Origin of the sequence: Sulfurovum indicum (assembly GCF_014931715.1) — a bacterium.
In the GTDB taxonomy this organism is placed as follows: Bacteria; Campylobacterota; Campylobacteria; order Campylobacterales; family Sulfurovaceae; genus Sulfurovum; species Sulfurovum indicum.
This window is the reverse complement of sequence record NZ_CP063164.1, coordinates 1787402-1813553: the sequence shown is the minus strand read 5'-3', so window position 1 is coordinate 1813553 and position 26152 is coordinate 1787402. Positions and strand designations below refer to the sequence as shown.

The following is a 26152-nucleotide window of genomic DNA, read 5'->3' as shown; positions in this document are numbered from 1 at the left end:
GAGTGGCCATTACTGATATTCTGGTAGCGTTTGAAGAGTATTTGAGTGTAACCAAGGCACTTGATGCTCTGACAGTTTCATCCTATCTCGCAGATTTGCAGCAGCTTGCATCTTTTACGGCCAAATCTCTTACCGGACTTGATACTGCCGATGTGCTCTCCTTCCTCTCCACCTTTGAGAATAAACGTACCTTAAACAGAAAACTCTCTGCAATTAATACCTTTTTTACCTTTTGTCATCGGCAGAACTTTACTGATGAAAAGATCAGGATCCCTATGGCAAAAATACCAAAGAACCTGCCAAAATATCTCAGTCCAGAAGAGATTATGGCAGGAGTGGAGATGATAGACCGGAGCAGACTGCAAGGTTTGCGGGATTATGCACTTATTTTATTTCTCTATGCCAGCGGGTGCCGTATAAGTGAAGCTTTGAACGCGCAAAGAAGCGATGTACTGGAGGGATGGCTGAAGATCCGTTTTGCCAAAGGGGAGAAAGAGAGAGTGGTGCCGCTCGCGCCTGTTGCTCTTGAAGCACTTGAAGCTTATCTGGCAGAGGAGAAGATGTCAAGCAGTTATCTTTGGCTTAATTACAAAGGTGATGTACTCAGCCGGATCTCTGCCTATAAGATCGTCAAGAAGTACCTGGGAGTCTCTCCTCATGTCCTGCGTCACTCTTTTGCCTCTTCTCTTATCATAGGGGGAGCTGATCTGCGTGTGGTACAGGAGCTTTTGGGGCATAGTTCTCTTGAGACAACACAGATTTATACCCATATACAGAAACAGAATCTGCAAGAGACAATGCGCAGTTATCATCCTTTGAGTTAAGTTAGGTTAAGATGACAGTATGAAAGAAGTCGTAGAGTTTTTACAGCAAAAAAGTATCATTTTCAAGTCGTTGAAATCTGTAAGTCCAAAAGAGCTTGGATCCCGTAAAAAGATAGAGATCTATCTTGGAATCGATCTAAAAGGGTATTATGCCTTGGTAATGGTACTTGAGAAAAAAAGCAGGGTGCTGCGTAAAGAAGCTCTGGAGTTGATAGCACTGCATGAGAAGCTTGAAAGATATATTGACAGCAAGGTCAAGAAGAAGTACATCATTATTAAAGCACCGCTCTGTTCCAAAGCAAAATCTCTGTTTGAAGAGAATGGCTGGAGAGTGTTTGCGGTAAAACCGTAAAGCAAGGAGCAAGGAGTGAGAAGTGAGGAGTTATTGTTAGCAGATATCGGTAATAGCCGTATTCATATCTATCATAATCAAAAGGTGAGGCATTTATTGCCAGATGATGCTATCGTAGACTACGGTAAAGAAGAAATCTTTTATATTTCTGTAAATCAGGAACTGGAGAAGAGATTACAGCAGGAAACATCATGGAAAAATATTTCCGGGCAGATACATCTTCCCAATGAGTATGATACGATGGGTATAGATAGAAAAGCACTCTGTCTGAGTTATGACAGCGGAGTGTTTGTCGATGCCGGGTCTGCCATTACAGTCGATGTGATGGAGCGCGGTATCTATAAAGGAGGTTATATCTTTCCCGGTCTTAAAGCAATGCTTGAAAGCTATAAACGTATCTCACCCGCTTTGGATGTTCCGTTGGTTGAACATGTAGATGTTACACAGCTTCCGCTTACAACAAAAGAGCAGATAAGCTATGGTATAATCGCGTCTATCAAAACACTCATAGAGAAGACCTCAGACAAAAAGAGACTCTACTTTACCGGTGGAGACGGCAAATATCTTGCCGGGTTTTTCAGAGACGGAATTTATGATGAAACACTTGTTTTTAAAGGTATGCAACATGCATTGAAAGCAAGTAAACAAATGAACAATTAACAATGATGGTATGCATTGCGGGGCGATGCTGCTATACAGGAGAAAGGGTACAATGTCATCGATGATCAAAGCATTGCGAAGCAATACATACCGACACTATTCACTCAGTTCCAATAAGGAGATGCCATGTTAACAGTTGCTCTTCCAAAAGGGAGAATCGCGGAACAGACACTGGAGATTTTTGGTGAGATTTTCGGAGGTGAGTTCAGGTTTGAGGGACGTGAGCTTATTATGGAGAAAGAGGGCTTCCGTTTTCTCAATGTACGTAACCAGGATGTACCGACCTATGTGGAACATGGCGCGGCAGACATCGGTGTAGTCGGACTGGATGTCATTACAGAAAAAGAGCTTGATATTATTCAATTGCTCGATATGCAGCTGGGAAAATGTAAAGTAGCCATCGGGATCAAAAATGAAGATGAACTTGACTGGAGCCGTCCGAACATCAAAGTAGCGACCAAGATGGTGAACATCACCAAGAACTATTTTGCCAAGAAGGCAGTGGGTGTTGAAGTGGTCAAGCTTTACGGTTCTATCGAGTTGGCACCGCTTGTTGGGCTTGCCGATGCCATTGTGGATATTGTTGAAACGGGTAATACCATGCGTGAGAACGGCTTGAAAGTGGCCGAGGATATCATGGACTCCTCTGCACATCTTATTGCCAACAAAAATAGCTTCTATGCCAAAAAAGGGGAGATCCTTTCTCTGTATGAAAAGATCAAAACTGTTGTAGAAAGAAATGGCTAACAGTTCGGATTCACTTGACCTTTACGCGAAAGTAGAGGACCTTCTCGGGGTAAAAGAGGCAGCACCTGTCTTGTATGCCCACTATCTTCTTTTTTTAAACAGTATCAATTTTGATATCCTGCTTGACGTAGGCTGTGGTTCAGGTGATTTTCTCCGCCAGATGCAAGGAGCATTGGGTATCCCTCATGTCAAAGGGATTGATCTCAGCCCTGTAATGGTGACACAGACAAAGGCTCAGGGGATCGATGCGGAGTGCATCGACCTCTGTATGCTTGACAATAGTTATGATGTGATCACGGCAGTGTTTGATATGTTGAACTATCTGGACAAAGCGGCACTGAAAAACTTTTTGAAATGTGTGTATGAGCATTTGAATGAGGGAGGTTACTTCCTCTGTGATATCAATACTTTGTACGGTTTTGAAGAGGTGGCAGTAGGCTCCTTCATCGTTGATGATGAGAGACGTTTTTTGACGATCGACAGTGAGTTTGATGAGGGAAGATACACGTCAGATTTCACACTCTTTGAAAAAGAAGGGGAGTGCTTTAGAAAATATCAAGAGACGATCAGACAGTATTATCATACTCTGGAAGAGATTGTTGCATTAAGCAGCTTGGAACTTGTACAGTATGATGAGGTCGTTCTTTATGAAATGGAGCAGGCCGATAAAATATTTATGGTGTTGAAAAAGTAGGAGGAAGTAAAAAAGAGAGGTTTTCTCCCTCAAGGGGAGAATACAGCTTGAAGCTGCATTGTTTTATTTGATGATCTCGAACGGATTCTCTACAACGTTTTTTCTGTCAACGATGTAAGGGATAAGTGCAGTTTGTCTTGCTCTTTTGATCGCTACAGTTACCATCTCCTGGTGTCTTTTACAGTTACCGGTCAATCTTCTTGGCATGATCTTAAATCTTTCGCTCAAGCTGAATTTGAGTGCATTCAAGTCTTTGTAGTCGATAAAATCAACTTTCTGCTCACAGTATTTACAATATCTTTTTTTAAATTTTCTTCTTTCTGCCATGGGTGTTTCTCCTAAAACGGTATTTCATCTTCACTGATGTCTATTTCCGGAATGTTTGAAGCTGGTTCTGGTGCAGACTGTGGTGCAGATGGGGCAGGCTGGCTGTAGCTCTCCTGTGCCGGTGCACCGTAATTTGGTTCACCCTGGGGCTGTCCGCCATAGGTGTTCCCGCCCATTGCACTGTTCTCATCTCTGCTTCCAAGCATTTGAAGGTTTTCCACCGTTACTGAGTGTTTGCTTCTTTTGCTTCCATCCTGTGCTGTCCACTGGTCAAGCTTCAATCTTCCGTCCACTAAAACTTTGCTGCCCTTACGCAAGTACTGGTTTGCGATCTCAGCCGTTCTTCCAAAGAAGGTAAGGTCTATAAAAAGCACTTCTTCTTTTTGCTCACCGGTTGCAGATTTGAACTTACGGGAAGTTGCGATAGCTGTAGAGCCGATGGCACTTCCGCTTGGCGTATATCTCACCTCTACATCTCTGGTAAGGTTTCCTGCTAAAATCACTTTGTTGTACATAAGGGTTGCTCCTGTCAGTCGCGCAATTTACGCTTCTTCGCTTTTGCTCTCAGATTTCTCTTTGTTTGCTGCAGCTACAAGGTTGTCAAATTGTGCGATCTCTTTGTTTTTAACATATTTTACAGTTAAAAACTTAATGACCTCTTCGTTGATCTTCAGGTTTCTTTCGATTTCAGCGATCGCTGCACCTTCAGCTTTATAGAAAAGTACTGTGTAGTACCCTCTGTCATTTTTTTCTACAGGATAGGCAAGTCTTCTCATACCCATGTCATCTGTTGCAAGGAGTTCTGCATTTACTTTGGCAAGAACCTCTTTTACCTTCGCGATCTGAGCCGCAATCTCTTCTTCTGTCAATGTAGGTTTAACTACGAACAGTGTTTCATAACAAGTCATGTGTTTCCTTTTGGTTTAATAGCCCGTTTCAAAATGCGAAAAAACTCCGTCCAAAAAAACGAGCAGGAATTTTGGAAGCAATATTTTACAGTAGTTTTACTTTATTTTTTCTTATATTAAAGGGGTATCTCTTAGGCTTTAACTCAAAGGTATTGTTGTATTTTGATCAGTATGCTGTAGAGCAGTACTTCTCTCTGTGTTGCAGCTGCCTGTTTCATCTCGATTTCACTTTCCAAAAGGTGTTCGAAGATCTTGAGAAGGGATGCAGATTTTATCCGAAGAGCGAGCTGTGCCTTCTGTTCCTCTATCTGCTTGGGAAGTTTGTATCCGAGTATCGCAGCAGAATCAACATGTCCGTGCAGTTTGATATAGGCATGAAAGAGGAAGATCTGATTGAGAAAATACTGGGTGGAACGAAGCAGAGATGCTTCATCTTCTCCCAATTCAAGCAGTTTGGTGATCGTATCTGTGACAGGCTTTTTGTTAAAAAGGTCGATGAGGAGCTGTTCTGTTGCAAGAGGGGCGGTAGAGTATACCAGCCTGTCTATGTCTTTGCTTGTGACTTTGATGCCGAGTATAGCAAGTTTGTCCAGTTCATTGGCGCAGAGTGCAAGGTTGTTGTTGAGAACAAGCATGAGGTGCTGAAGTGCATAATGGTCGATATCCAGTCCTATCTGCTGTGATTTTTGCTGCAACAGGGGAATCCCGTCACGAATGTTCGGCTCGAAGAAACGTACCCAGACACCGCCTTTTTTTTCACTGTAACTGCTTTGAAGTGTTTTGGCATCGGCGGGAGTGCCGGTATAGCCGTAGATAAAGTAGTTCTCTTCACTTTTGTTGGCAAGTGCGATGAGCTGTTCAAGTTCTTTTTTGGGGATCTTTTTGTCATGTTTGACAATGAGCAGGTTAATACCGCCAAAAAGCGAGGTTTGAGAGAGGTACCCTTTTGCCTGTTCAAAGCTCCATTCATCATAATAGAGCGTTAGCATACTCTCTTTTGCATCCAGTTTTTGGATATAAATACCGAGGTAATAGTCAATGAGATAGTGGTTGTCGCCGTAGAAGAGTACGGCTTTTGGTAAAAACTGTTTAAGTCGCTGATCGAATTCTCTTTGATACATATGGATATTACTTTTGTTGAATTGGACCATTATATCAAAAATATGCAAAAGAGAAAAAAGTATTTTATGAAGTTCACTCCTGTGCGCTGTGTTATGTCTGAAAAAGAGTTTGATTTGAGATTAAAAACTGTTATAATAAACCCTGTTAAATGTAAAAAAGGGGTTGAATATGTTTAAAAAAGAGAATTTGTTCACCGGTTATCTTGTTGCCGGTATGTTGCTGGGGATCTCCGGCACTCTTCATGCTGCCGGAACAATAGAGGATCCCAAAGTCCTTCCCGTTGTGCTTCCAAAGAGTGCTGCATCGGTAAAAACATCCGGTGTCTCTTCTGTAAAACCGTATGCGGAAGGAGAGGTTATTGTTGTGATGAACGAGAGTCTCTCTGCCTCAGAAGCTTCAACGGTTTTGGCACAGAAGAAGATCAAAGTGCTCAAAGAGTATAAAAATCTTTCAAATAGAAGCAAGAGCTCCTATATGCTGGTATCGGGCGACACTTCTACCGAAGAGCTTGTGGCACAATTGAAAAAAGATCCGAATGTCAAATCAGTTTCGCCAAACTACAGACGTACGATCAGTGCAACAACACCAAATGATCCTGGGTTTGGCGACTTATGGGGGCTGCACAATACCGGCCAGGTTGTGAACGGTACGAGCGGAACAGCCGATGCTGACATCGATGCGCCTGAAGCCTGGGACAGCTCAACGGGCTCGTTGGATGTGGTTGTCGCGGTCTTTGATACGGGTGTGGATTATACCCATGAAGATCTCTCTGCCAATATGTGGGTCAATCCGGGTGAGATACCCGGGAATGGTATAGATGATGACAGCAACGGGTATATTGATGATGTGTACGGATACGATTTTGCAGGAGGGACCGATGGCAGTAATGACCCTGACCCGATGGATATCATGGGGCACGGAACACATGTCTCCGGTACCATAGGAGCAGAAGCGAATAACGGTGTGGGGGTCTCAGGTGTGAACTGGGATGTGAAGATCATGGCGATCAAAGTATTCAGGCCTGATCTGGGAGCGTATGACAGTGATATTCTGGAAGCGGTAGACTATGTACTGAATATGAAAAATAACTATGGTGTCAACATTGCAGCTATTAATGCCTCCTATGGCGGTCTCTGCGGTACCAACTTTCAGACTGATCCTATGAACGATGCTATCAAAAGCCTTGGAGATGCAGGTATAGTCTTTGCGGCAGCTGCAGGGAATGGAGGAGCTGATGGAGTTGGGGATGACAATGATGTAACACCAGAATGTCCCGCCTCTTATGATGCAAGCAATATCATTGCTGTTGCGGCAACAGACCAGAATGACAATTTGGCATCGTTTTCCAATTATGGTGCAACCAGTGTGGATATCGCAGCACCGGGCACCAATATTTTAAGTACACTGCCTTCATTCGAGATGCCGGATACCACTATTTTTTCCGATAATGTCGAATCGGGCCAGGGAGCCTGGGCAGCATCAGGAAGCTGGGCCATTACCACCGAAACGGCGAACACTCCTACACATGCATGGTCAGACAGTCCATATGGTGACTATGCAAACAATACAGATGCTTCACTTACCTATAGTACAGATATAGATCTTTCCGGTTATACCGGACAGAATATCGGGCTGGGAGCATGTCTGAAGTTCGATATAGAGGAAGGATGGGATTACTTATATATCGAGGCATCTGGTGACAGTGGTTCGAACTGGACGACACTGGGGAGTATAACAGGTACCCAGAGCACGTGGGGATGTGGCGGTGTAGTAATTCCAGACTATTTGAAAACAGCGAATTTCAGAATGAGGCTTCGTTTGGTCACAGATGTTGATGTAACTCGTGACGGTGTCTATGTTGATGATATCGCTATAGGTGCCATCAACCCTTCCAATACATATGCCTACTGGGCAGGTACCTCCATGGCAACACCGCATGTTACCGGCAGTGTTGCACTGATGGCCGCCGTCTTTTCCGGTGAAACAGTTGCTGAACGTATCGACCGTATTCTGAATGGTGTTGATATACTACCTTCACTGAACGGAAAAGTAGTAACAGGAGGGCGGCTCAATATCGCCACTTCCATTAATCTTCCCGGGAACCACTCTCCTGTAGCCCAAAATGATACAGCCACCACCTTAGAGGACAGCAGTGTGGATATTGCAGTGCTTGCCAATGACAGCGATGCAGACGGAGACACGTTAAGTATCAGTGCAGTGACATCACCGGCAAACGGTACAGCGATTATCAACGGAACACAGGTCACCTATACACCAGACAGTGACTATAGCGGTTCGGACAGCTTCAGCTATACTGTCAGTGACGGTATCGGTGGTACAGCCACTGCAACAGTGAGCGTTACGGTAACAGCTGTAAATGATGCCCCGGTAGCCCAGAATGATACAGCCACAGTAGAAGTGAACAGCAGTGTGATCATAGCAGTTTTAAGTAATGACAGTGATGTGGATGGAGACACGTTAAGCATCAGTGCAGTGACTTCACCTGCAAACGGTACTGCGATTATCAACGGAACACAGATAACCTATACTCCTGACATCAATTATACCGGTTCGGACAGTTTTACGTATACTGTCAGTGACGGTAACGGCGGTACAGATACTGCAACGGTGAGCGTCACTGTTGGGGCAGACAGCGGTAGCGGCGGAGGCGGAGGCTGTACCTATAACCCTCACAGCAAAAGTATCGATGCAATGATGTTGCTCATGATGATGATGTCACTCTTTTATCCGTTAAGACGTAAGTATTTTAAATAGACTTGATGCACAAAGAGAAAGTATCGTTACTTGTGCAATACGGAGCAGCACTTTTGGCTGCTCCTGTTTTTTCTCTGTTGTATGTTGGGTTCTTTCAACAGAAAACAGAGGATCTTTATTGGCTTTTGGATGATCCCGAGTCATTTTTTTTCCTTGTTCTTCTTTATCCGGTCGTTGAAGAGTTGACATTTCGCGGGGTGATCCAGGAGTATATCGCCAAAAAAACGGTATATCGGAATTTGTTTTTACGTCTATCCGTTGCCAACCTGCTGACTTCACTCCTCTTTGTTCTGATGCACTTTGTTCACCATGAGCCGGTATGGGCGCTTCTGGTTATTTTCCCTTCTCTTCTCTTTGGCTACTTTAAAGAGAGATTTGAGATAGTGACTCCAAGTATCATTCTGCATATGTTCTATAATCTCACTTTTTTTTCCTTTGCAGGCAATTAGGCTATAATAGAGAGATATTACCGTACCAATTAAATATCTCAATCTTTGATGCTGCAATTTCGTTCACAGACAAGGCAGATTTTCGCAGGACTAGCCGGAGGCTAATTCAAGAAAATCTAACACCGTATGTGGGCGAAAGTGCTGCACCCTTCGGGGAGAACGAGACGAGACAACCTGCACGCAAAAAAATCTTTGAATTACCTACGGGTAGTCCTTCAGATTTTTTCACGCACATCTTGCCTCGTCTCGTTCTCTCAAAGTTTGAGGTATTTAGTTGGTGCGGTAATAAAAGGAGAGCATAAGATGAAAAGCATCAAATATATACTGATTCTGCCGTGTGCCAATATGGTGCTTTCCGGATGCAGCAATACGGCTCCCGTACAGAATCATACGCCCCATGCTGTTGTTCCTCAAATAAAGCAGGAAAAAAGGAAGCAGGATCAAAACAAACTGGCAGAAGCAATTGTTGTGTTTAAAAAGGGCATGACGATCAGGGATGCGGAAGAGGTGGTTGTCTCCTATGGTATGCAGGTATTAAAGGTCTATACAGCTATTTCAGAGAGTACCCGGAAACCCATGCTGCATATAGGTTCTTCTCTGCCAATGGAAGAGATGATGCAGAAGCTTCGTAAAGACCCGCGTATCTCTTCGGTGTCTCCAAATTATAAAAGAGATCTTTATAAGTCTCGATAGGGTATGTCATACCTCTGAAACAAGCAAAAGAAGCACAGACGGGAGAGTCTTATAGCTCTGTGATCTCTTTTTCGAGTTTATTTACCAGTTCTGCCATGATAACAGCCTGGGCAATATTGACTTCGGTTATCATGACACGGACTTTATCAAAGAGCATGATGTTGTCACCCCTGAGATTGACGGTAACACCCTGTATCTCTCCTTTGAGTACCGCTTTTGCACTCTCTCCGGCTTCGATGACTTCGGCTTCGAAGAACATACCTTTCTGCTTCTCGGCCCAGCGGGCAAATTTACGGTCTCTGAAGTCCCATTCGGTTTTGGTGGTCTCACGTTCAAGTTCACTGACCCTGACACAGAGTGGATCGATATTGCGTAAAAGATATTCAGCTTCCTCTTTGTCATCTCTGAGTTGTGTCTTGATAAGACGGTGCAAAATAAGGTCTGCATAACGGCGGATGGGTGAGGTGAAGTGGCTGTAGTAGCCAAAACCCAGTCCAAAGTGTCCGACATTATGGGCTGAGTAACTTGCCTGGCGCAATGATTTAATGATCATCGCATCCACCTCACTTGAGAGACCCATCTTCTCCGCCTCTTTCTGGATGGCACGGATAAGATCAGGACTCTCCTCATACTCTTCTACATAAAGACCGATAGCTGCCAGTTCAGTAAGCAGGGACTCTATTTTACTCAGTTGAGGAGGTTCATGGATACGGAAGATACCGTCCCCGTCACCGCTGAAACGTTTGGCTGCGGCTTGATTGGCCAAAAGCATACACTCTTCGATGAGTGAGTGGGAGGGGGTGCCGGTCTCTATCTGAGTGGAGACAAGTTCATGGTTCTCATTGATAGTGAGCTTGATCTCCTCGCTTCTAAAATCAAAACCGTGTTTAAGCCGTTCTTTACGCAGTCTCTGGGTGATCTTTTGCAGCGGCATGAGCCAGTGGAGGATACGCGCTATGGTTTGGTCATTGCCCTGATAGCCTTTGGAGATGATGTCATCGACCGCATCATAGTTGAAACGGTGTCTGGAGTGGATGATCGCTTCGAAGAACTCCTCTTTGAGCGGTTTGAGCGAACCTTTTTCCAGAGTGATTTTTGCTACGAATGCCAACCTGTCTACTTTGGGTTTGAGTGAACAGATATTTTCACTCAGCTCTCTTGGGAGCATTGGAAAAGATTTGTGAGGCAGATAGGTGGTGAAACCGCGCTTTTTTGCCTCTTTGTCAATGTGGGTAAAGTAGGGAACATAGTGGCTTACATCAGCAATGGCAACATAAAGAGTATAGTTTTCCATATCAAAATAGATGGCATCATCAAAGTCCTTGGCTGTAACAGGGTCTATGGTACAGAAGTCCAGGTGGGTGAGGTCAATACGCTCAGAGTGTTCGCTTTTTGTTACTTCAGATTCAATACCAAGTGCTTCCCTGATACATTCCGGCGGAAACAGATCATGACGGTTATAGAGGGCCAAAGAGATCTTTTCATCGATCTTGGGATCACCCAGATGACCAAAAACTTCCAGGACTTCATCGGTATCGATATCCACTTTCATTACCGTACCGACCTTGAAGGCTTTGATATCCATACCTGGCATTACAGCATGCGTGGGTTCTCCCGTACGCAGGTCTATAATGGAAAATCTGTCCTCTTCATCACGGTGGGTATAGGCGATACTGAAGAGATGTGCTTTTTGGATGACAGCGACTACTTTTCCGCTGGCACGTCCCCGTCTGGCAATGATACGTTTGGCTACAACTACATCACCATTTTTGGCTTCACCTAAATGGTCGGGTTCAATAAGCAGATCTTTTTGTTCTTTAAACTCTGCCTCGACATATCCTCTGCCGTCATTACTGATGTAGAGTCGGCCTGCCCGGTAGAGGGAGTTGAGTTTCCATAGGCCGTTACGCTCTTCGACGGCACCGATGTGCTGAAGTTCCCGGAAAGCATTTTTATTTTCCTCCTCAATGTCGGAACTCAGACACCCGTTGATAAGCTGGACGGCAAAGGCACTCATATGTGAGTGCCTTTGATTGACAGTTGACAGTTGATAGTTGATTGTGTCAGTTTACATTGCTGTAAAAGGCTTTTAGATTTCTTTTTCATAAAGTGATTATATCAGATTAGCGTTTTGTCTTGCATAATTTTATTTGGAAGCAGGTATGATTAGACCTATATTAACAAGGATACTGAAAAGATGCAGATAAACAAGTTGTTGGATACAGCGATCATCGGCGGGGGTATTGCAGGAACCTCTTTGCTATATACACTGGCGGAGTTCAGTGAGGTAGGGAGTATTGCCCTGTTTGAAAAGTATGAAGAACTGGCACTGCTTAACTCCAATCCCAAAGCCAATTCACAGACGCTGCATGTAGGAGACATTGAGACTAACTATACCTATGAAAAAGCGGCCAAAGTCAAACGGAATGCCTCTTTTGTCAGCAATTACATTTACAATGTCAATGGGTTGGATGAATTGGGTTATGAGCGAGACAAGATGGTTCTGGCAGTTGGAGAAGAGGAGGTAGCCAAGCTGAAAGCGCGGTATGACAAATTTAAGGTACTTTACCCCTATCTTGAATTGTGGGATGAGAAGTTTCTTGCGGAGTATGAGCCAAAACTGGTAGAGGGACGTAGGGAGCCGATACTGGCAATGGGTGCACGCAATCAGATCACAACAGTGAACTTCAAAAAGCTGAGTGAGAGTTTTACGCAGGCAGCTCTGGATACGAACAAAAACATTCAGATGCACTACAACGAAGAAGTGACAAAGATCAGAAGAACCGATGATGGCAATTATTTGCTTCAAACAGCCAACGGAGAACATCATGCCAGAACGGTTGTGGTCAATGCCGGTGCCTATTCTCTGCTTTTTGCCCAGTCAATGGGGTTTGGAAAGGAGTATGCTATTTTGCCTATAGGGGGCAGCTTCTTCTTTACCAGAGAAAAACTTCTTGATGCCAAAGTCTATACGATGCAAAACCCGAAACTTCCTTTTGCCGCGATCCATGCCGACCCTGACTGCACACAGGAGTGGAGCACCCGTTTTGGACCGACAGCATTTGCTTTGCCAAAGCTGGAGCGCTACCATAGACTTCATATTAAAGATCTTTTCAATGCACTCAATATCGATGCGGATGTGACCAAAGTCTATTTGAATCTTTTTAAAGACAGTACGATCAGACGCTATATTCTTAAAAATTTTCTTGAAGAGATACCGATGATGGGGAAAGAGGTTTTTATCCATGATGCGCAGAAGATCATTCCGACATTGAAAGTTTCTGATATTACTTTTGCCGAAGGATATGGAGGAATGCGTCCGCAGATCATCGACAAGAAAAATCATGAACTGCTGCTTGGAGAGGCGAAGATCATCCAGGAGGGGATCATTTTCAACATGACCCCGAGCCCTGGTGCAACCAGCTCACTCTCTATTGCACTGACCGATGCCAAAGCGATCTGTGAACATCTTGGCCTGACATTCGATGATGCCGGCCATCAGGAGATGATAAGAGAGAGAAAAGGCTAATACTTTAATTCCTCGAGCTTTTGGACTCTTGCTTCAGTGGTCGGGTGAGTACTGAAGAGTTCTCTCATAGAGAACTCTTTACCTGTGAAAGGGTTGATGATGAACATATGGGCCGTTTGAGGGTCAGCATCTGGCATAGTCATCTGTCTGGCGTAGTTGTCCAGTTTGATCAGTGCGGACTGGAGCCACTCAGGATGGCCGGTCATACGTGCTGCGCCTTCATCTGCCATGAACTCACGGTTTCGGCTGACGGTCATCTGGATGATGGTGGCCACCATCGGCATGATGATCATCAGGGCGATCATTACGATGGGATTGGGTCTGTCTCTGTCCCCGCCGCCAAAGAACATGCCAAAATTCGCCAGCATTGCTATGGCACCGGCAATAGTTGCTGCAACCGTACCGATGAGCATATCGTAATGTTTGATATGGCTGAGTTCATGAGCGACGACCGCTTCTACCTCTTCTTCGCTCAAAAGGTTCAGGAGCCCTTCTGTTACAGCTACAGCAGCATGTTCATAATCCCGTCCCGTTGCAAAAGCATTGGGTTGATCTTCAGGAAGAATATAGAGTGCCGGCATAGGAAGTCCGGCGCGCTGTGTAAGCCGCTGGACAATCTTGTACAGGCCCGGGGCACTCTGTGCATCTACAGGAATGGCATGGTAATGTTTAAGTACATGCTGGTCACTGTAGTAGTAGGCATAGAAGTTCATCCCCGCTGCAATGAGAAACGCGATGATCATCCCGCTTTTTCCGGCGATCATCCCGCCAAACCAGATGAAAAGCAGGGTAAGCCCGATCATCAGAGCATAGGTTTTAAGTTGTTCCATACTTTATATCCCTTTTTTTGATTTAAGTATATCTTTTTTTCACCAATAGAAGGTAAATATCTAGACAGCATAGAGGAAGGAGAAGGGGATCAAGGACCGTGTGGCAATAAAATACCTGTATGGTTTGATATAATGTGTTATGAAATATTTACTTCTGATGTTTTTAATGTCGCCAATGATGCTTTTTGCCCAATACCGCTCTTTGGTTTCTCCCGTTTCAGAAAAGATCAGGCAGCGTATGGTCAAAGGAGACTCATGGCGGGAGGGATGCCCGGTACACTATCGCGATTTGCGTTATCTTCAAATGACTTACCGTGATTTTAAAGGGAAAGAACATATTGGAGAAATGATCGTGCATAAAGAGGTTGCCGTTGAGGTGATGGAGATATTCAGGCAACTGTATGAAGCGGGCTATCCTGTCCGTCGGATGCGTCTGGTAAGTGACTTTGGCGGGAGTGACTGGCAGAGTATTGAAGCGGACAATACTTCTGCATTCAACTGCCGTAAAGCCACTGGAAGCAGAAAATGGTCGAAACACGCTTACGGAAAAGCAATCGATCTTAATCCCATCGAGAATCCGTATATTTCACGCAACGGGCATATTGCCCACAAAAAATCACTTCAGTTCTGGAAACGAGTACATAAAAACCACACGCCTGCTGACAGGGCCGTACTGTTAAAGCATGATAATGCGGTAAAAATCTTCAGATCATATGGCTGGAAGTGGGGTGGTGAGTGGCATAGAGTAAAAGATTATCAGCACTTTTCAAAATAGGGAATGAAGGAAACTCCGGTATTCCGATACCAGATTGGAGTTGGGCATGACAGAGCTGGAATCTGTAACAGCTATGGCAGTAAAGAGAAAACCCTATATCGGGTGCGGGATGATAAACCCGGAATATGCAATAGAGACTACACATTTTTTACAAATGATCAGCCCATGGGGATTTGCGGAACCTGAAGCAGTTTTATTACATAATCCGGGATAAAGTGAGCAGATCTTCCATCAGCGGGGGGGGTTAGTTTTTGAAGGCACTCCCCAGCATTCCTTTGATGGCACTCTGAATGTCTGCCGGATAGATAACGAATTTGGAATTCTGGCTTTTACTGATCTGCTCCAGTGAGTTGATGTAGCGGTCACCGAGAAGGAACATTGCCGGCAGCTCTTTGTCCTGAATGTTGTCAGAGATGAGGCGGATCGCTTCGGCTGAGGCATTGGCAAGGGCGATTTGTGCTTCGGCCTCTCTTTTTGCCGCTTCAAGTTTTCCGTCAGCTTCCAGGATGGCGGCGTTCTTGTTTCCCTCAGCTGTGGTCTCGATGGCGCGTCTTTCACGTTCTGCGGCTGCCTGACGCTCCATGGATTCCTGCATGGAGGCCGAAGGGGAGATGTCCTGTATCTCTACACTTTTGACTGTGACGCCCCAGTCAGCCACATCGTCAATGATCTGCTCTTTGAGTTTGGCTTTGATATGCTCCCGGTTACTCAGTGCCTCATCCAGTGACATCTCTCCGAGGATGGAACGCAGAGTGGTCATGACCAACTGTTGAATGGCAAGCTGAAAATCTTCGATACCATAGATGGCATCACGGGGATTGGTCACACGGATAAAGGTGACGGCATTCGTTAAAATGACGGCATTGTCGCGGGTAATGACCTCCTGTTGCGGGATATCGAGGATGATATCTCTGGTACTGACTTTCTCTCTGACAGCTTCAATATAGGGGACGATGATGTTAAGCCCCGGTTTGAGTGTACGGGCGAACTTGCCCAGCCTCTCAACGACCCACTCTTCGCCCTGAGGAACAATATTGATCCCTTTATATAGCGTATAGACGACAGCTGCCGCCAAGATGACAAGTACAGTTAATGCCTCCATCTGTTTCTCCTTCTAATCTGTTTTATCGATCGGTGCAACGTTGATAAGCTGTCCGTTGATCTCCATGATCCTGATGCGAGTACCTTCGGCAATATCCGTTTTGGCAGTGGCATGCCACTCTGTGTTCCCCAGAACAGGGGTATCAAAATGTACTTTTCCTCTTCTGTGCGGGTGTATCTTTTCAGTAACGACCCCCAGTGTGTCAAAGCGGTAGTCTGACTGTCCGCTGTTGGAGCCTCCTTTGTCCCTGAACCATTTCATCCAGGCAAAAACGGAGAGAATGGAGAAAACCATCCATAATAGGATTTCTGTCTTGAAGGGGAGTTCAAAAAGAATATCGAGAGTACCTACTAAAATAGCCGAAATACCAAGTATCAGCATGAAAAAAGTACCTGTGCTCATCTCGATGACGATAAGCAGAATCCCAAAAACAATCCAGTGCCACCAGGTAATACTTTCATTGAGCAGTGTGATCAAAAAGACTCCTTTTCACCTATTGGAAAAAAGTATACCATAAAACAAAACGAAACTGAAATAAACCCTGAAGCGATAAGCATAAGCAAGATTTGGGTATAATCGCGAAAATTTTTACTTAATACGAAGGATATTTAATGTCAACATTGAATGTATATTATGACAAAGATTGTGATCTTAGCATCATCAAATCAAAAACAGTCGCGATGATCGGTTTCGGATCACAGGGGCATGCGCATGCCGAGAATCTCAGAGATTCAGGTGTAAATGTGATCATCGGTGCCAGAAAAGAGGGAAGCTCCTGGAAAAAAGCTGAAGCGAAGAACTTTGAAGTACTTCCGGTTTCCGAAGCGACCGCAAAAGCGGATGTTGTCATGATCCTTCTGCCGGATGAAGATCAGGCAAGAATCTATGCTGAAGAGATCGAACCGAATCTCAAAGAGGGAGCAACGATTGCATTTGGTCACGGGTTCAATATCCATTACGGACGTATCCATCCAAGAGCAGACATCAATGTTATGATGGTTGCACCAAAAGCTCCGGGACATACAGTACGTTCCGAATTTGTCAGAGGTGGAGGTATCCCTGATCTTATTGCAGTCGGTCAAAACCCAAGCGGTAATACCAAAGAGCTTGCACTCTCTTATGCATCTGCGATAGGCGGAGGTAGAACAGCAATCATCGAAACGACATTCAAAGATGAAACAGAGACTGACCTCTTTGGTGAGCAGGCTGTACTTTGCGGTGGAGCGACTGCATTGGTGCAGGCAGGTTTTGAGACATTGACCGAGGCAGGCTACGCACCTGAACTTGCATACTTTGAATGTCTTCATGAGCTTAAGCTTATCGTTGACCTTATGTTCGAAGGCGGGATCGCCGATATGAGATACTCTATCTCAAATACTGCGGAGTATGGTGACTATGTAAGCGGGCCGAGAGTGATCAACGAGGAGTCCAAAAAAGCGATGAAACAGATCCTTAAAGAGATCCAGAACGGTCAGTTTGCAAAAGACTTCATTCTCGAAGGACAGGCAGGCTACCCGAGAATGAATGCTGAAAGAGCGAACTCCAAAGCATCACTTATCGAGCAGACCGGTGAGAAACTTAGAGAGATGATGCCGTGGATCTCTGCCAACAAAATCGTTAATCAAGACGAAAACTAATCTTTCTTCTGATTTGCACTCATCTTTTTGGGATGGGTGCAGTCACTTACTGCCTGCAAGCTTCTTTACCTAAAATCCGGATACTCCTACAACGCGGCAGCGATCTTTAGTTACTTTACAGATCAAATTTTCAATTTTTCAAACTTGAAACCAAATCTTCAGTTTTCAAACTAACAGTTTTTTGATTATTTTTACAGTTTTTAATTTCTAACTTTTTATTCTAACGCTATAATGCCACTACTTCAAACAGGCGGAACAGTATGGCACCTTCTTCAAAAAAGAGCAGCAACACTTCAAAGTCCAGATCGAGAACTGCCAAACGTACCACAAAAAGTGCATCCTCCAAAAAAAGTACCGGAAGAAAAGCAGCCAAGAGAAAAAAAACTTCTCAAGTACGAAGTTTTCGTTTCTTTTTGACTCTGTTTGCAGCGGTGTTTCTTGTTGGCCTGGGGTATTGTATGGGAAGATGCTGGATTGGCAGCGATTCACTTTTTCCGAAAAACAAATATGAAGAAGCTGTTAAAAGAGAATCTAAAAAACCTGTTGTAAAGAACGAGGTCAAAAAAGACAAGTCTGTTGCCTCCGAAAGGTCCAAACAGAAACAAGAGATTGGGAGGAGCCGTGACAAAAAAGTAAAACTGGCCTATCGTACCGAGAGACCGAAGCTGGTTATTATTATTGATGATGTCCATACCCGAAAGCAGCTTGATACCATTCAGAATATCGGGTTTCCCGTCACCCCTTCTATCTTTCCTCCCTATACTCTTTCTCCCGATACGCACAAGCTTGCACGCAATGCTGTACACTACATGATACATCTTCCAATGGAATCGGGAAATGCAAAATATGACAGTCAGAGCAAAACACTAAAAACAACCTTTTCCCGGGCACAGCTGGAAGAACGTATGAGAGAATTACGCAGGCTTTTTCCCCGTGCACATTACATCAATAACCACACTGGTTCCCGTTTTACTGCCAATGACAAAGCGATGGGAGAACTTTATAAGGTAATGAAAAAAGAGGGATTTGTTTTTATAGACAGTCGTACGGTAGGGGGAAGTAAAGTTGGAAAAATAGCACACAAATACGGAGATGTTTATGTGGCACGTGATATTTTTCTTGACAATGTCAAGTCGGCCACCGCTATACACAGTCAACTGAAAAAAGCGGTGAGGCTGGCAAAAAAGAACGGATATGCCATTGCCATTGGACATCCTTACAAAGTGACTATGCAGGCACTTGCTTCGGCTAAGCCGCTTTTAAAAGAGGTGGATGTAGTCTATATAGATGAGATATTCAGGGAGGAGTAAATGAAGAAGATATTAGCAGGTATAGGGGCAGGGGTACTCTTTTTTGCACTTTCCCTGCCGTTTTTTACGATCCCTCATGCGATGACCATTGCCATTGTTGCACTTTTGGTAACACTCTGGACCAATGAGGCACTGCCGCTGGGGGTGGTCTCGCTGTTGCCTATTATTCTCTTTCCTGTTTTTGGCATACTTGACACCAATGCTGTTGCTGCCAACTACTCAAAGTCGATCATTTTTCTCTTTTTGGGCGGATTTATGCTGGCAATTGCTATTGAGAAGATTGAGCTGCACAAATACTTTTCGGCAAAGCTTCTTTCGTTCTTTCCCAAAACAGCAAGAGGTATCATCTATGCGCTTGCTGTTACCTCTGCACTGCTGAGTGCCATTCTCTCCAATACGACCATAACTCTGATGCTGATGCCGATCGCACTGTTTCTGAGTGAAAATATCCGTCTGAAGGTACGGTTTTTGCTAGCTACGGCTTATGGTGCCAGTATCGGCGGTATTCTGACCCCTATCGGAACGGCACCCAACCTGATACTGCTGGGGTTTCTTGAGGAGCATCGGCTGCCCATTATGACCTTTGGAGGCTGGATGCTCCTGATGCTTCCTATAGTAGGGCTGATGCTTCTGATCATGCCGTACATACTCTCTTTGGGGGTAAGCAGTGAGTGTGTGGAGGATGTCAAGCATGAAGCAGCCAGACTCAACAGCGAACAGAAACGTCTCTACGGCATTATAGGACTGCTTGCATTCGTGTTGGTCGCCAATACATTTATGAAACAGATCACAGGAGTAGCATTGAATGAAAAACTGGTTCTACTCGGGTTCGGACTGCTGATGTTCGTTCCCAAGATCGGTTTTTTGACATGGGACGATACACGAAATCTTCCCTATGAGATCATATTTCTGTTCGGTGCGGGTTTCAGTATTGCTGCGGCGTTTATCAGTACAGGTTTGGCGGAGGAGATTGCCCAAAAACTGCATGCTGTCTCCTCTCTGCCGCTTTTGGGGATGTTCATTGTTGTAGCACTCTTTGTGACTTTCTCAACAGAGATCACAAGCAATACAGCACTGACCTCCATTGCCATCCCTATTTTTTATGAATTTTCCAAGTATATGCCTGAGACTCAGAGTGCCATGATCTTGATGGTAGCAACGGTAGCTGCCTCATACGCTTTTATGCTGCCTATTGCTACCCCTCCCAATGCGATTGTCATGAGCTCCCGTATCATCAGTATCAAAGAGATGGCAATGGTCGGCTTGAAACTCAATTTTATCGGTGTGGCAGTGTTGAGTCTGGTTGCCTACTTTATCTGGAGGTTGATGTTGTGATAAAAGAGCAGAATGGATTTTCGCTTTGTATATGTCAACATATTACTCCATTTTTGGAACAGAACAAACTATACGTCTGCAAAGGTACAAAGAGAAACTAGTCTCTCCTGATCGCATAGGCTCCGGAGCCAATAAAGGAAATGGCAAGAGCACTCAGCAGGTAGAACATTGCTGTTTCTGCACCCCAGGCACCATGGGCTCCCAATGTGGTCATACCTTTGAAATTGGTCAACCAGATCGCCATGAGCATATTCAGAGCGATGATACTCGCCCAGATCCTGCTGTGAAAGCCCAGTATCAGCAGGATCGGTGCTATGATCTCACCTACATAGACGCCGTATGCCAAAATATCAGGCAGGCCGTGCCCGACAAGCATTCCTTTAATCGTTCCAACGCCGTGTTGCAGCTTACTGATGCCATGAAAGAGCAGCATGCCTCCTACCATAAGACGCAAAATGAGTTTTCCGATATTGTTTGGCATAGTGTAGTACCCCATTTGATAATTTTGAAAAAGATTATAGCACTATTTTATCATTGCATCACTGTAGAGTACAAAAGTATGACAATATGACATATTTTTTCTACGCTATGATGCAGCATGATACTATTGTCAAAAAAGGAGAGTCATGAGTCCTTTGGTCCCACACATTGTTCCTGAACTTGAAATGATGAAGAGATATCCTTCAGAACTATTTTACCGAGGAGATCTTAGACTGCTTGATCGCCCCAAAGTTTCCATTGTCGGTACACGTACGCCTTCACTTTATACGCAGCAGATGACACAGGATATCGCCAAGGCACTTGCCAGGCGCGGTGTCTGTCTTGTGAGTGGTGCGGCAATGGGGGTGGATGCCCTGGTACATGAAGCAGCAGGTACCGAGAATACCATTGCTGTACTCGGATGTGGGCTTGACATACGCTACCCTGTGATCAACAGTGCTCTTATTGCCTCTATTGAAAAGAATGGCTTGCTTTTGAGTCAGTTCAATGACGGCTTTCGTGCCACCAACTGGAGTTTTGTTGTACGTAACGAACTGGTGGTTGCACTCGGAGAGATACTCATTGTAACCGAGGCGGATAGCAGAAGCGGCTCGTTGCGCTCTGTGGAGTTTGCACAGAAGATGGGGAAAAAGATATTTGTACTGCCGCAGCGTCTTGGGGAGAGCAGGGGTACGAACCGGCTGCTGTTTGAAGCAGAAGCGGAAGCTATTTACGATATTGAAGCATTTGCATCAACTTTTGGAAAAGCTGTGGATGATAATGTGACCAAAGATGAATTTTTCTATTTTTGTCAAACTATGCCGACGCTTGACCAGGCTGTAAAAGAGTTTGGGGAAAGGGTCTATGAAGCAGAGCTGGAAGGGGTTGTCACGATACGCAATGGTATCGTGTGCTTACAGTAGTTATTTTTTCTTTTTGCTTAGCTGCTGAAAGAGTTCTTCCAGAGACTCTTCAGGAAGCATACCCGCCTGGATGAACTGCACATCACCATTGCCGTCAAGTGCAAGCAGAAAAGGAATGCTACCCTGCCATTGTGCCCTTTGTGCAATATAACTGACAAAAAGGCGCTCTTTCTCTCCTGAAATGACCGTATAGTTCATACCTTTACTTTTAACAAAATCTTTGAGCTGGTTGTTGCTGTACCCCTGAACTTCAACAGAGATGATCTGCAGTTTGTCTTTATGCTTGTTTTGAAGATCGATCAGGTGGGGAATAGAAGCAAGACATGGAGGACATTTGTGTCCGAAGAATTCCAAAAAGACGACTTTCCCTTCCATCCCCGAGATCTTCAGCCCTTCCTGTGTACCAACGACAGTATAGGTTTTTCCATTGATATCGGTAAGTTCCAAACTTGATTTTTTATCACTCTTTTCAGCTTGAAGTGTACTGACAAAAGAGAAGAGCAAAAATACTGAAAGAAGTAGTTTTTTCATAGTGTTGCGGCCTTTATGTTAAATTGTTTAACCCGGACTATTGCATATTCCGGATTTAATTATAGGTATTATACATTAATGAAAATGTAATAATTGTGTAGTTTAGATAAAAAATGGTGATTTTTGAAAGAAGAGTAACTAAAGAGCATCAAGAAGTTTAAAAGGAGGAGGAAAAAATCTATGAAAAAGGGAGACCAAAATAAAATCTTAGGGGGATTTTTCTGGTTCCTTCCGATGCTCTTTATGGTGTAAGTATAGATGAACTAGTTTAACCGAACACTAATAACGAACGGGTAAAATAATGAATAATGAATAATGAGGAACTTTCATGTTTAAAAAGATAGTAGTCGGACTTGGTGTGTGCAGTACAGTGCTTTTTGCGGATGTCTCTTTGGAGCAGAAGATAGGGCAGATGCTGATGGTGGGATTTCATGGAACAAGTGCCAAACCCAATTCCCGGATCTGCCAGGATATAAGGAGGTATAACCTCGGAGGAGTGATACTTTTTGACTTCAACCCAGTCGACAGGAGCAAACCCAAGAATATCGCTACAAAAAACCAGCTTGCCGGGCTTACAAAGCAGCTTCAGGCATGCGGCAAAAACGGTAAACTGCTGATTGCCGTAGACCAGGAAGGGGGCAGGGTACAAAGGCTGAAAAACAAATACGGTTTTTACGGAAAATTTCCCAAAGCTTCGGATGTTGTAAAAATGGATCAAAGTCAGATAAAAAAGACCTACACCAAAATGAGCCGGGAACTTAAAATCGCAGGAATCAATTATAACCTGGCACCGGTTGTTGATCTTGATATAAATTCCAAAAACCATGTTATACACGGTCTGGGACGCTCTTTTGGAAAAGATCCTGAAGCAGTGGCAACCTATGCAAGTATGTTCATTGATGCTATGCACCGTAACGGTGTACTCACTTCTCTGAAGCATTTCCCCGGACACGGTTCTTCAGTAGGTGACACACATAAAGGATTTGTCGATGTAACACATCTTTGGACAAAGGCGGAGCTGGAACCCTACAGGCTTTTAAAAGATAAAGCAGATACGGTTATGGTAGCACATGTTTTCAATAAGAATATTGATGCAATATATCCTGCAACACTCTCTGCCAAAACCGTTGATGGACTGTTGCGTAAAAAGCTTGGCTTTAAAGGAGTAGTTATTACGGATGATCTTCAGATGGGTGCCATCAGTCAAAAATATAACCTGAAGAGTGTTTTGCAGCTTGCTATCAATGCCGGAGATGACATACTGCTGTTTGGCAATCAGCTTGATCCGAAAAAGACAGTTTCAAGTAAGGAGTTGGTGGATACGATAAAAGCCTTGGTTAAAGAAGGAAAGGTGAGCAGAAAGCGTATAGGGATCGCTTATGAAAGAATACAACATTTAAAAGAGCGCCTATAAAAAGCTCTTTTTTTTCTTTAACGATGCTTGTATTGCTTCGCTGAAACGTTTAAAATACTGCAACTTTAAGCAAAACATATTATAATTTTTTAAATTGACCGACGGTCAGTCATAAAAAGGAGCCGTATGCCGATCATTGTAGACAAAGATCAAAAACGTAAAGATATTGCCCTCTCATGTAGAGATATTATTCTTCAGAATGGTATTCAGAACCTGACCATCGCCTCCATTGCCAAAGCAGCAGGTATAGGGAAGGGTACGTTTTACGAGTATTTCAAAAGCAAGGAAGCCCTGCTGTTCGAACTGGTGAACATCCTACTGCAGGAGTATAACTTGAGGATGGAGGAAAAGCTTGCCCGCCTTACAAGCACTCGCGAGAAGGTAAAGGTCTTTGCCGATTTTTTTTATGAGGAGGAGAGTCAGGATCTTCGGATACTCTACAAAATGTTCACCGGTGTCTCCCTGCTCACGCCCCAAAAGGAGATGGTCGATTTCCAGAAAGCCTGTTTTGACCATTACTATCTGTGGTTTGAATCTCTGATCAGGGAAGGGATCGCCAATAAAGAGCTTGTTCCGGAGATGGCGAGAATGACCAAAGGGGTTTTTGCCACAGCTCAGGGGATGTATATTGTCGCTGAAACGACACATGACAAAGAGAACCTGAAAAAGGAAGTACATGCCTATATCGATACACTTTTTACTCTGGTTCAGACAGGCAGACAAAAGGATACACTATGAAAAGAGTTCTGATATGGTTGCTGTTGCCGGCTCTGGGGATGGGACAAAGTATTGGACTGAAGCAGTTCATTGAAGAGGCACAAAAGCATAATGGACAGATCAGAGCCAAAGAGATACGTATCACAGCCAAACAGAAGGGGGTAGAGGCAGCCGAAAGTGCTTTCTGGCCAACGGTGGATATTGGCGGGAGTTTCAGCAAATATTCACCCCATTACATCGTCTCTCCGGGAGAAGAGACAACAGGATTTGCTATGTTGAATCTCGAACTGTATGACGGAGGACGGAAAAGTGCCACGCTGCGTGCCAAAGGATATGAGAAAGAGGCATCTCTGTTCGAGAAACAGGCCTTCGAGAAGAGTGTAATACTCCAGATCGTACAGCACTACTATGCCATCAAGGGACTTGAAGCGTCACTGAGCGCGCTTCAGGAACGTGCCAGAGAACTCAAGACACAGATCGTACGTATGAAAAAGTTCATGATTACGGGACTGGCGACGCAGGAAGAGTTGGACAAGCTTCTGGCAGTCTATGAGAACAACCGCTATACGATGGAAAATACCAGGTTTGCCATAGAGACAAACAGGGAGAACCTGAGACTGATCACGGGACTTCCGGCAACACAGCTGGGGCGTGACTATTTTCTTGAACCGGAACATGTGAAGTTTGAATGGTTTGATGCCATTAAGATACTTGAAGCCAATGCCAAAGCGGTGGGTGAGAATGCCAAAGCGATCGATGCTGCCAATATGCCTCAGGTTGTACTTTCAGATACCTACTTCAGGTCACATTTTGGCGATACGATGATTAGCGGTGACGGATTTCTCGTCGGCCATCAGAACGAGCTGAAGCTCTCGGTCAATATGCGGATCTTTGACAGTGGCAGAACTTCCAAAGAGAGTGAAGCGGTAAAGTACCAAAAACTGGCACTGCTCAGTGAACTTGAACATGCCAGAAAGCAGCAGCGCATGAACTTCAAACTGGCACGCAGAAATCTGCAGACAACCAGAACGAAGATGCAAAGTGCAAAGAGTGCACTGAAAGCAGCAGAGAGTAGTTATGTGACGATCAAAAAGAAGTTTGAGGCGGGACTGGTAGATGATATCGCCTTTCTGGATGCACTGGCACAGAAGACGCTGGCACAGGCACGCTACAAAGAAACGGTGTACGATTATGAAGTGAAAAAGTCTGTTTACTATTACTATGCGGGGAAAGACCCCAGGGAGTTCATACGATGACAAGAATTAAAATTCAGTACAGGGAGGCACTAAATGCCGAGTCTTAGAAGTATTACACAGATAACAGTTTTTTTATGGTTGGCGGCAAGTTCACTTCAGGCAGGAGAGGTCTATGCGACGTTCAATGTTGAAGCCAGGCATCACGCAGAGCTTGCATTTACCAGCAGCGGTACGGTAGCGAAGGTCAATGTCGATGTTGCTTCCCTGGTACACAAGGGGGAAGTGCTTGCCGAGCTGAACAATGATGACCTGGCTGCTGCACTGGAAGTCTCCAAAGTAGCACTGAAGTATGCCAAGAGAGACTATGAACGACAGGTGAAGGTCAAGAAACTGGTTGATGCGGCAAAGTTTGACCAGTATGCCTATAAGTATGAACATGCCAAGGCACAGTTAGCATACCAGCAGGCGATGCTGGACAAAACACAGCTCAAAGCCCCTTTTGACGGCATCATTTACGAAAAAATGGTGGAGGTCGGCGATGTGGTCAGCGGTGCAATGATACGTACGGTCATGAAGGTACAGAGCCTCAAAGAGAGAAAACTGGTTCTGGCCTTTGACCAGAAATACTGGAGGGAGATCAAGCCCGGGATGACCTTCCGTTACAGTGTGGACGGGGACAGTACTGTCTATACGGGGAAGATCAGCAGGGTCTACCCCTATGCGAATGATGCCAACAGGAAGATCAGGGCGGAAGTGGAAGCTGAAGGTTTTACTCCGGGACTATTTGGTGACGGATACATTCTCGTTCCGGATGCAAAGTAG

30 protein-coding genes are annotated in these 26152 nt (G+C 44.6%); 19 read left to right on the top strand and 11 right to left on the bottom strand.

From position 1 onward, the window contains the following. Positions 1 to 8: 8 nt before the first annotated feature. From IMZ28_RS08925 to IMZ28_RS08905, 5 genes are all read left to right on the top strand, one after another. The gene (locus IMZ28_RS08925; protein ID WP_197549839.1) at positions 9 to 824 is read left to right on the top strand and encodes a tyrosine-type recombinase/integrase; all 816 of its coding nucleotides are present in this window, start codon (positions 9 to 11) and stop codon (positions 822 to 824) included. A gap of 19 nt (positions 825 to 843) precedes the next feature. Then, positions 844 to 1176: a hypothetical protein gene (locus tag IMZ28_RS08920; RefSeq protein ID WP_197548257.1), complete on the top strand. Its 333-nt coding sequence runs from the start codon at positions 844 to 846 to the stop codon at positions 1174 to 1176. A 15-nt stretch (positions 1177 to 1191) separates the two neighbouring features. Continuing rightward, positions 1192 to 1836, top strand: coding sequence for a type III pantothenate kinase (locus tag IMZ28_RS08915; protein ID WP_197548255.1), 645 nt, complete (start codon positions 1192 to 1194; stop codon positions 1834 to 1836). Between the two features lie 126 nt (positions 1837 to 1962). Next, positions 1963 to 2583 carry an ATP phosphoribosyltransferase gene (hisG, locus tag IMZ28_RS08910; RefSeq protein ID WP_197548253.1) on the top strand — a complete coding sequence of 207 codons (621 nt, stop codon included), beginning with the start codon at positions 1963 to 1965 and terminating at the stop codon, positions 2581 to 2583. Then, complete coding sequence (locus IMZ28_RS08905; RefSeq protein WP_197548251.1) at positions 2576 to 3277, top strand: class I SAM-dependent DNA methyltransferase; 702 nt, start codon at positions 2576 to 2578, stop codon at positions 3275 to 3277. Before hisG ends, IMZ28_RS08905 begins: the two co-directional genes overlap by 8 nt. A 63-nt stretch (positions 3278 to 3340) precedes the next feature. Here IMZ28_RS08905 and rpsR read toward each other — a convergent pair whose 3' ends face one another. The 4 genes from rpsR to holA form a co-directional block, all read right to left on the bottom strand. Next, positions 3341 to 3604 carry a 30S ribosomal protein S18 gene (gene rpsR, locus IMZ28_RS08900; RefSeq protein ID WP_197548249.1) on the bottom strand — a complete coding sequence of 88 codons (264 nt, stop codon included), beginning with the start codon at positions 3602 to 3604 and terminating at the stop codon, positions 3341 to 3343. Between the two features lie 11 nt (positions 3605 to 3615). Further along, the gene (locus IMZ28_RS08895) at positions 3616 to 4119 is read right to left on the bottom strand and encodes a single-stranded DNA-binding protein (RefSeq protein WP_197548246.1); all 504 of its coding nucleotides are present in this window, start codon (positions 4117 to 4119) and stop codon (positions 3616 to 3618) included. A gap of 27 nt (positions 4120 to 4146) precedes the next feature. Further along, positions 4147 to 4512 carry a 30S ribosomal protein S6 gene (gene rpsF, locus IMZ28_RS08890; protein WP_197548244.1) on the bottom strand — a complete coding sequence of 122 codons (366 nt, stop codon included), beginning with the start codon at positions 4510 to 4512 and terminating at the stop codon, positions 4147 to 4149. Between the two features lie 143 nt (positions 4513 to 4655). Further along, entirely contained in the window at positions 4656 to 5633 is a 978-nt protein-coding gene (gene holA, locus IMZ28_RS08885; RefSeq protein WP_197548243.1) for a DNA polymerase III subunit delta, read from the bottom strand. A 169-nt stretch (positions 5634 to 5802) separates the two neighbouring features. Between holA and IMZ28_RS08880 the strand changes: the two genes are divergently transcribed. The 3 genes from IMZ28_RS08880 to IMZ28_RS08870 all read left to right on the top strand — a co-directional run bounded on the left by IMZ28_RS08880 (position 5803) and on the right by IMZ28_RS08870 (position 9551). Then, on the top strand, positions 5803 to 8409 hold the full coding sequence (locus IMZ28_RS08880) for an Ig-like domain-containing protein (RefSeq protein ID WP_197548241.1): 2607 nt from the start codon (positions 5803 to 5805) through the stop codon (positions 8407 to 8409). Positions 8410 to 8414: 5 nt separating this feature from the next. Then, the gene (gene mrtJ / locus IMZ28_RS08875) at positions 8415 to 8858 is read left to right on the top strand and encodes a JDVT-CTERM system glutamic-type intramembrane protease MrtJ (RefSeq protein WP_197548239.1); all 444 of its coding nucleotides are present in this window, start codon (positions 8415 to 8417) and stop codon (positions 8856 to 8858) included. Between the two features lie 303 nt (positions 8859 to 9161). Then, the gene (locus IMZ28_RS08870; RefSeq protein WP_197548237.1) at positions 9162 to 9551 is read left to right on the top strand and encodes a hypothetical protein; all 390 of its coding nucleotides are present in this window, start codon (positions 9162 to 9164) and stop codon (positions 9549 to 9551) included. A 49-nt stretch (positions 9552 to 9600) separates the two neighbouring features. Here the strand turns inward: IMZ28_RS08870 and IMZ28_RS08865 are convergent, their stop codons facing one another. After that, entirely contained in the window at positions 9601 to 11568 is a 1968-nt protein-coding gene (locus tag IMZ28_RS08865) for an RNB domain-containing ribonuclease (RefSeq protein WP_197548235.1), read from the bottom strand. A 180-nt stretch (positions 11569 to 11748) separates the two neighbouring features. On the opposite strand from IMZ28_RS08865, the gene IMZ28_RS08860 reads away from it, so the two are divergent. Then, complete coding sequence (locus tag IMZ28_RS08860) at positions 11749 to 13080, top strand: FAD-dependent oxidoreductase (RefSeq protein ID WP_197548233.1); 1332 nt, start codon at positions 11749 to 11751, stop codon at positions 13078 to 13080. Here IMZ28_RS08860 and htpX read toward each other — a convergent pair. Continuing rightward, entirely contained in the window at positions 13077 to 13910 is an 834-nt protein-coding gene (htpX, locus tag IMZ28_RS08855) for a zinc metalloprotease HtpX (RefSeq protein ID WP_197548231.1), read from the bottom strand. The genes IMZ28_RS08860 and htpX overlap by 4 nt on opposite strands. Positions 13911 to 14049: 139 nt before the next feature. Here htpX and IMZ28_RS08850 point away from each other — a divergent pair, with 139 nt between their 5' ends. Together IMZ28_RS08850 and IMZ28_RS08845 are read left to right on the top strand one after the other, a co-directional pair. Further along, entirely contained in the window at positions 14050 to 14685 is a 636-nt protein-coding gene (locus tag IMZ28_RS08850; RefSeq protein ID WP_197548229.1) for a M15 family metallopeptidase, read from the top strand. A gap of 46 nt (positions 14686 to 14731) precedes the next feature. Beyond that, on the top strand, positions 14732 to 14899 hold the full coding sequence (locus tag IMZ28_RS08845) for a hypothetical protein (protein WP_197548227.1): 168 nt from the start codon (positions 14732 to 14734) through the stop codon (positions 14897 to 14899). Between the two features lie 30 nt (positions 14900 to 14929). On the opposite strand, the gene IMZ28_RS08840 is transcribed toward IMZ28_RS08845, so the two are convergent. Continuing rightward, on the bottom strand, positions 14930 to 15787 hold the full coding sequence (locus tag IMZ28_RS08840; protein WP_197548225.1) for an SPFH domain-containing protein: 858 nt from the start codon (positions 15785 to 15787) through the stop codon (positions 14930 to 14932). 12 nt (positions 15788 to 15799) lie between these two features. Further along, a complete protein-coding gene (locus IMZ28_RS08835) occupies positions 15800 to 16264 on the bottom strand; it encodes an NfeD family protein (RefSeq protein ID WP_197548223.1) in 465 nt (154 codons plus the stop codon). Positions 16265 to 16398: 134 nt separating this feature from the next. Here IMZ28_RS08835 and ilvC point away from each other — a divergent pair, with 134 nt between their 5' ends. Then, positions 16399 to 17424, top strand: coding sequence for a ketol-acid reductoisomerase (gene ilvC / locus IMZ28_RS08830; RefSeq protein WP_197548222.1), 1026 nt, complete (start codon positions 16399 to 16401; stop codon positions 17422 to 17424). Positions 17425 to 17650: 226 nt separating this feature from the next. Here ilvC and IMZ28_RS11025 read toward each other — a convergent pair whose 3' ends face one another. Continuing rightward, positions 17651 to 17797, bottom strand: coding sequence for a hypothetical protein (locus tag IMZ28_RS11025; RefSeq protein WP_232087464.1), 147 nt, complete (start codon positions 17795 to 17797; stop codon positions 17651 to 17653). A gap of 85 nt (positions 17798 to 17882) precedes the next feature. On the opposite strand from IMZ28_RS11025, the gene IMZ28_RS08825 reads away from it, so the two are divergent. Beyond that, positions 17883 to 18734 carry a divergent polysaccharide deacetylase family protein gene (locus IMZ28_RS08825; RefSeq protein WP_232087463.1) on the top strand — a complete coding sequence of 284 codons (852 nt, stop codon included), beginning with the start codon at positions 17883 to 17885 and terminating at the stop codon, positions 18732 to 18734. Next, positions 18735 to 20069, top strand: coding sequence for an SLC13 family permease (locus IMZ28_RS08820; RefSeq protein WP_197548218.1), 1335 nt, complete (start codon positions 18735 to 18737; stop codon positions 20067 to 20069). Between the two features lie 97 nt (positions 20070 to 20166). Here IMZ28_RS08820 and IMZ28_RS08815 read toward each other — a convergent pair whose 3' ends face one another. After that, complete coding sequence (locus tag IMZ28_RS08815; RefSeq protein ID WP_197548216.1) at positions 20167 to 20550, bottom strand: DoxX family protein; 384 nt, start codon at positions 20548 to 20550, stop codon at positions 20167 to 20169. A gap of 145 nt (positions 20551 to 20695) precedes the next feature. Between IMZ28_RS08815 and IMZ28_RS08810 the strand changes: the two genes are divergently transcribed. Continuing rightward, positions 20696 to 21472 (top strand): DNA-processing protein DprA, encoded by a 777-nt coding sequence (locus tag IMZ28_RS08810; protein ID WP_197548214.1) that lies wholly within the window; start codon positions 20696 to 20698, stop codon positions 21470 to 21472. Here IMZ28_RS08810 and IMZ28_RS08805 read toward each other — a convergent pair whose 3' ends face one another. Next, a complete protein-coding gene (locus tag IMZ28_RS08805; protein WP_197548212.1) occupies positions 21473 to 22003 on the bottom strand; it encodes a TlpA family protein disulfide reductase in 531 nt (176 codons plus the stop codon). A 328-nt stretch (positions 22004 to 22331) separates the two neighbouring features. Between IMZ28_RS08805 and IMZ28_RS08800 the strand changes: the two genes are divergently transcribed. From IMZ28_RS08800 to IMZ28_RS08785, 4 genes are all read left to right on the top strand, one after another. Next, positions 22332 to 23417 (top strand): glycoside hydrolase family 3 protein, encoded by a 1086-nt coding sequence (locus IMZ28_RS08800; protein ID WP_197548210.1) that lies wholly within the window; start codon positions 22332 to 22334, stop codon positions 23415 to 23417. Positions 23418 to 23543: 126 nt separating this feature from the next. Beyond that, positions 23544 to 24155, top strand: a complete 612-nt coding sequence (locus tag IMZ28_RS11105; RefSeq protein ID WP_197548208.1) for a TetR/AcrR family transcriptional regulator — start codon at positions 23544 to 23546, stop codon at positions 24153 to 24155. Beyond that, the gene (locus tag IMZ28_RS08790; RefSeq protein ID WP_197548206.1) at positions 24152 to 25390 is read left to right on the top strand and encodes a TolC family protein; all 1239 of its coding nucleotides are present in this window, start codon (positions 24152 to 24154) and stop codon (positions 25388 to 25390) included. The genes IMZ28_RS11105 and IMZ28_RS08790 overlap by 4 nt, the downstream gene beginning before the upstream one ends. Before the next feature lie 33 nt (positions 25391 to 25423). Beyond that, positions 25424 to 26152 carry an efflux RND transporter periplasmic adaptor subunit gene (locus IMZ28_RS08785; RefSeq protein ID WP_197548204.1) on the top strand — a complete coding sequence of 243 codons (729 nt, stop codon included), beginning with the start codon at positions 25424 to 25426 and terminating at the stop codon, positions 26150 to 26152.

What these genes read in the sequence shown, in the direction of transcription:
- IMZ28_RS08870 (WP_197548237.1), top strand. Translation starts at nt 9,162, where the DNA reads ATGAAAAGCATCAAATATATACTGATTCTGCCGTGTGCCAATATGGTG.
- IMZ28_RS08860 (WP_197548233.1), top strand. Translation starts at nt 11,749, where the DNA reads ATGCAGATAAACAAGTTGTTGGATACAGCGATCATCGGCGGGGGTATT.
- holA (WP_197548243.1), bottom strand. Translation starts at nt 5,633, where the DNA reads ATGTATCAAAGAGAATTCGATCAGCGACTTAAACAGTTTTTACCAAAA.
- IMZ28_RS08865 (WP_197548235.1), bottom strand. Translation starts at nt 11,568, where the DNA reads ATGAGTGCCTTTGCCGTCCAGCTTATCAACGGGTGTCTGAGTTCCGAC.
- mrtJ (WP_197548239.1), top strand. Translation starts at nt 8,415, where the DNA reads ATGCACAAAGAGAAAGTATCGTTACTTGTGCAATACGGAGCAGCACTT.
- rpsR (WP_197548249.1), bottom strand. Translation starts at nt 3,604, where the DNA reads ATGGCAGAAAGAAGAAAATTTAAAAAAAGATATTGTAAATACTGTGAG.
- hisG (WP_197548253.1), top strand. Translation starts at nt 1,963, where the DNA reads ATGTTAACAGTTGCTCTTCCAAAAGGGAGAATCGCGGAACAGACACTG.
- IMZ28_RS08905 (WP_197548251.1), top strand. Translation starts at nt 2,576, where the DNA reads ATGGCTAACAGTTCGGATTCACTTGACCTTTACGCGAAAGTAGAGGAC.
- IMZ28_RS11105 (WP_197548208.1), top strand. Translation starts at nt 23,544, where the DNA reads ATGCCGATCATTGTAGACAAAGATCAAAAACGTAAAGATATTGCCCTC.
- IMZ28_RS08810 (WP_197548214.1), top strand. Translation starts at nt 20,696, where the DNA reads ATGAGTCCTTTGGTCCCACACATTGTTCCTGAACTTGAAATGATGAAG.
- IMZ28_RS08825 (WP_232087463.1), top strand. Translation starts at nt 17,883, where the DNA reads ATGGGAAGATGCTGGATTGGCAGCGATTCACTTTTTCCGAAAAACAAA.
- IMZ28_RS08850 (WP_197548229.1), top strand. Translation starts at nt 14,050, where the DNA reads ATGAAATATTTACTTCTGATGTTTTTAATGTCGCCAATGATGCTTTTT.
- IMZ28_RS08805 (WP_197548212.1), bottom strand. Translation starts at nt 22,003, where the DNA reads ATGAAAAAACTACTTCTTTCAGTATTTTTGCTCTTCTCTTTTGTCAGT.
- htpX (WP_197548231.1), bottom strand. Translation starts at nt 13,910, where the DNA reads ATGGAACAACTTAAAACCTATGCTCTGATGATCGGGCTTACCCTGCTT.
- rpsF (WP_197548244.1), bottom strand. Translation starts at nt 4,512, where the DNA reads ATGACTTGTTATGAAACACTGTTCGTAGTTAAACCTACATTGACAGAA.
- IMZ28_RS08815 (WP_197548216.1), bottom strand. Translation starts at nt 20,550, where the DNA reads ATGCCAAACAATATCGGAAAACTCATTTTGCGTCTTATGGTAGGAGGC.
- ilvC (WP_197548222.1), top strand. Translation starts at nt 16,399, where the DNA reads ATGTCAACATTGAATGTATATTATGACAAAGATTGTGATCTTAGCATC.
- IMZ28_RS08785 (WP_197548204.1), top strand. Translation starts at nt 25,424, where the DNA reads ATGCCGAGTCTTAGAAGTATTACACAGATAACAGTTTTTTTATGGTTG.
- IMZ28_RS08845 (WP_197548227.1), top strand. Translation starts at nt 14,732, where the DNA reads ATGACAGAGCTGGAATCTGTAACAGCTATGGCAGTAAAGAGAAAACCC.
- IMZ28_RS08895 (WP_197548246.1), bottom strand. Translation starts at nt 4,119, where the DNA reads ATGTACAACAAAGTGATTTTAGCAGGAAACCTTACCAGAGATGTAGAG.
- IMZ28_RS08820 (WP_197548218.1), top strand. Translation starts at nt 18,735, where the DNA reads ATGAAGAAGATATTAGCAGGTATAGGGGCAGGGGTACTCTTTTTTGCA.
- IMZ28_RS08800 (WP_197548210.1), top strand. Translation starts at nt 22,332, where the DNA reads ATGTTTAAAAAGATAGTAGTCGGACTTGGTGTGTGCAGTACAGTGCTT.
- IMZ28_RS08790 (WP_197548206.1), top strand. Translation starts at nt 24,152, where the DNA reads ATGAAAAGAGTTCTGATATGGTTGCTGTTGCCGGCTCTGGGGATGGGA.
- IMZ28_RS08920 (WP_197548257.1), top strand. Translation starts at nt 844, where the DNA reads ATGAAAGAAGTCGTAGAGTTTTTACAGCAAAAAAGTATCATTTTCAAG.
- IMZ28_RS08840 (WP_197548225.1), bottom strand. Translation starts at nt 15,787, where the DNA reads ATGGAGGCATTAACTGTACTTGTCATCTTGGCGGCAGCTGTCGTCTAT.
- IMZ28_RS08880 (WP_197548241.1), top strand. Translation starts at nt 5,803, where the DNA reads ATGTTTAAAAAAGAGAATTTGTTCACCGGTTATCTTGTTGCCGGTATG.